Here is a 3,091-nt window from a genome sequence, read left to right as displayed (position 1 = left end):
CTGGAGGACCGGCTGGCCCTGACGAACACCTCCGACCGGGAGCGCACCGTCACCCTGCGCGGAGCCGACGCCTACAACCCCCCCGACGGCGCCCTCGCCGTGCGCCCCGCCGCGGCGAGCGGCGCCGGCTCCTGGATCAGTTTCGGGTCCGCCGCCACCGTGAAGGTCCCGCCCCGCACCCGGGCCGTCGTCCCCTTCACCGTCACCCTGCCGCCCGCCGCCGCCCCCGGCGAACACCCGTCCGCCGTGGTCGCCACCGCGGACGGCCGCGAGGCGGGCGTACGGGTCCACCTGCGCGTCGGCGGCCCGACGCTGGCCGCCCTCACGGTCGAGGACGTCTCCGTACGCGGCAAGGGCGCCTCCACGGTGGTCGCGTACACCCTGGTCAACCGGGGCAACGTGGCTCTCGCCCCCGAACTGGCCCTGCGCGCCGAAGGGCTCTTCGGCGAGGTCCCGGGCCGGACCGCCCGCGCCCTGCCGGTGGAACTGCTGCCCGGTCAGCGGGTGTCGCTGACCGAGCCCTGGCCCGGCGCCCCGGTCCTCGACGACGTCGCCCTCACCCTCACGGTCACCGCCCCCGGCGCGGCGCCGGCCACCGCCACCGCCTCGGCGTGGTGCGTGCCCTCGGGGATCGCGGGCCGCACCGGCGCGGGGCTGCTCGGCCTCGGCGCGGTCGCCCTGGCCGCGCATCTCCTCGTACGCGGCCGGCGGGCCCGCGGCGGGCCGCCGGCGGACGAGGAACCCGTACCCGCGGGCAGCCGGGCACCGGAACACGAGCTGACGGGAGCATCCAGGTGAGCGCCAAGGCCGGCCCCAAGGTCCGGGCCCTCGTCGCGGCCGTGCTGGCGGTGTGCGCCCTGGCCCTGTTCCCGGCCCCGGCGGCCGCGGCCCCGGGCGCCGAGGACGAGCCGGTGGTGGCGCTCTCGCTCCAGGAGGCAGCGAAGGGCACCGAGATCACCGTCACCGGCACCGGCTGGCGCGCCAAGACCCTGGTGATGCTGCTGGTCTGCGGACAGAACATGATCGGCGGCACCAACAGCTGCGCCAACGCCGACGGGGCCGCGGTCTCGGTCGGCGACGACGGGCGCTTCACGGCCCGGCTGGCCGTGGCGGCGCCGCCCAAGCCCTGCCCCTGCGTCGTCGACGTCACCTCCGTCAACGGGGACCAGTCGACCGTCGCCGTCCCCCTGAAGATCACCGACCACCCGGTGGCCGAGCTGCCGGCCGAGTCCGGCACGCCGCGCCTGGCCATGCTCACCGGCGTCCGGCTCGAAGGCGAGGACGGGGTGCTGACCTGGTTCGGCGCCCCGCCCGGCCGGACGTTCGCGGTCACCGTCGGCAACCTCGGCTCGGCCCCGGTCAAGGACCCCGTCTTCCGGCTGGGGACCGCCCACGGGGTGTTCGCGCCCCTGTGGGACGAGGTCCGCTGGAAGGGCACGATCCCGCCGGGCGGCAAGGCGGAGGTCCGGCTGAACGTCAGCCTGCCGGCGGGGGCCCACGGGGACTACACCGTCTCCCTCAAGTACGGCGACACGGTGGTGGCCACGCAGCCCTGGGGCGTCGGCCGCCCGTACGGGGTGCTGCTGTTCTGGGGCCTGCTGCTGGTGGTGGTCCCGGCCGGCGTCTTCCGCACCGGCATGGCCGTCGTCGACAAGGTCCGCCCGCCCGCGGCCCGTGGCGGGGGCCGCCACCGGGGCGCCGGGGCCCCGGAGCCCGGCGGCCCCTCCGGGACGGCGGCCGGGCCGGACTCACCCGGTGCCACCACGGCGGTCCTGCCGTGGTTCACCCCGGACAGCGCGCCGGGGCCGGCGTCCCCACACGTACCACAGGCGTCCGCACCGTCTGAGAACAGTCCGACGACGAAGGGGCATTCGTGAAGACCCAACGGAGGGTGAGCGCGGCCGTGATCGCGCTGCTGCTCGGCGGCGCCGGTATCGCCATCGGGGCCGCTCCGGCCCAGGCGGCCGAGACCAAGTTCAACGTCAAGTGCGTGCCGCCGGCGGGCGGCGGTGACCCGGTGGAGGGCGAGACCACCGCCAAGGTCGGCGCCCCGGCCTCGGCGAAGGTCGGTGACGAGGTCGAGGTGTCCTGGGAGACCGTGAAGCCGGCCTCGAACAACACCGACCTGATGGACATCCCGCAGGACTCGGTCCAGCCCACCGGCTGGATCACGGTGGGCGGCGGGGGCGGCGAGCTGAAGGTGGTCGGGGAGAAGAAGAACCCGCCGATCCCCAAGAAGGCCCCCATGCAGATGTCCACGATGAAGGGGAAGCTGAAGCTCACCAAGGCGGGCAAGATCACGCTGACGCCCGGCAAGTACGACGTCGCGGTGACCTTCTCCTTCGGCACGTTCGTCACAAAGTGCGCCCCGACGGGCGCCGTGGGCGTCGGGGCCACCATCGACGTGGCGGAGGGCACCAGCGGCGGCGCGACCACGGGCGGGGCCACGACCGGCGGGGCGACCACGGGCGGGGCCACGACCGGCGGCGCGGCCACCGGCGGGTCCACCACCGGCGGCTCGACGAGCGGCGGGTCCACCGGCGGGGGTTCCACCAGTGGTGGCGGCGGGGGCCAGACCGACTTCCCCGGCAAGCCCGTCGAGGTCGCCTTCGACTGCGGCCCGGTGGTCCCCGGCGGCATCAAGACCCCGGTGACGATCAACGCCAAGAAGAACGGCGGCAGCTACGACCTGACCGTCAAGACCGCCAAGGGCGCGATGGCCAGCCCGATGGCCCTGCCCGCGGGGGCCCTCAAGCCCTCGATGAACGTCAAGCTCGGCGGCGCCGACAGCGGCGTGGTCAAGGTCTCCGGCCCTGCCAACGCCGAGCCGATCCCGGACAAGGCGCCGGTCAGCCTCAGCGACATGACGGGCACCTACAAGCCCGGCAAGACCGGCAAGGTCACGCTCAGCCCGGACCAGCTGACGATCGACGTCACGATGGCCCCGGGGTCCACGCCGATCAACGTGCCCTGCAAGGCGGCCAGCAGCGGCGGGGGGGGGGGTGTGGGCCCCCCCCCCCCCGCGGGGGGCGCCCGCGCGCCCGCCCCCCCCGGCGGCCCCCCCCCCCGCCCCCCCCCCCCCCCCGCGCGG

3 protein-coding genes are annotated in these 3,091 nt (G+C 76.0%); all 3 read left to right on the top strand.

The window, feature by feature from the left end; genetic code table 11:
* On the top strand, nucleotides 1-798 hold a 798-nt coding region (locus ACFXA3_RS39140; RefSeq protein ID WP_385195607.1), incomplete at its 5' end, for a hypothetical protein.
* Nucleotides 795-1,877: a neocarzinostatin apoprotein domain-containing protein gene (locus tag ACFXA3_RS39135; RefSeq protein ID WP_385195605.1), complete on the top strand. Its 1,083-nt coding sequence runs from the start codon at nucleotides 795-797 to the stop codon at nucleotides 1,875-1,877. The genes ACFXA3_RS39140 and ACFXA3_RS39135, both read left to right, overlap by 4 nt.
* Nucleotides 1,874-3,091, top strand: a 1,218-nt coding sequence (locus ACFXA3_RS39130) for a hypothetical protein (protein ID WP_385195603.1), incomplete at its 3' end; no start/stop codon positions are given. The genes ACFXA3_RS39135 and ACFXA3_RS39130, both read left to right, overlap by 4 nt.

The sequence above is a fragment of the Streptomyces sp. NPDC059456 genome (genome assembly GCF_042750055.1).
Lineage (GTDB): Bacteria > Actinomycetota > Actinomycetes > Streptomycetales > Streptomycetaceae > Streptomyces.
This window is presented reverse-complemented; position numbering and strand designations above follow the sequence as displayed.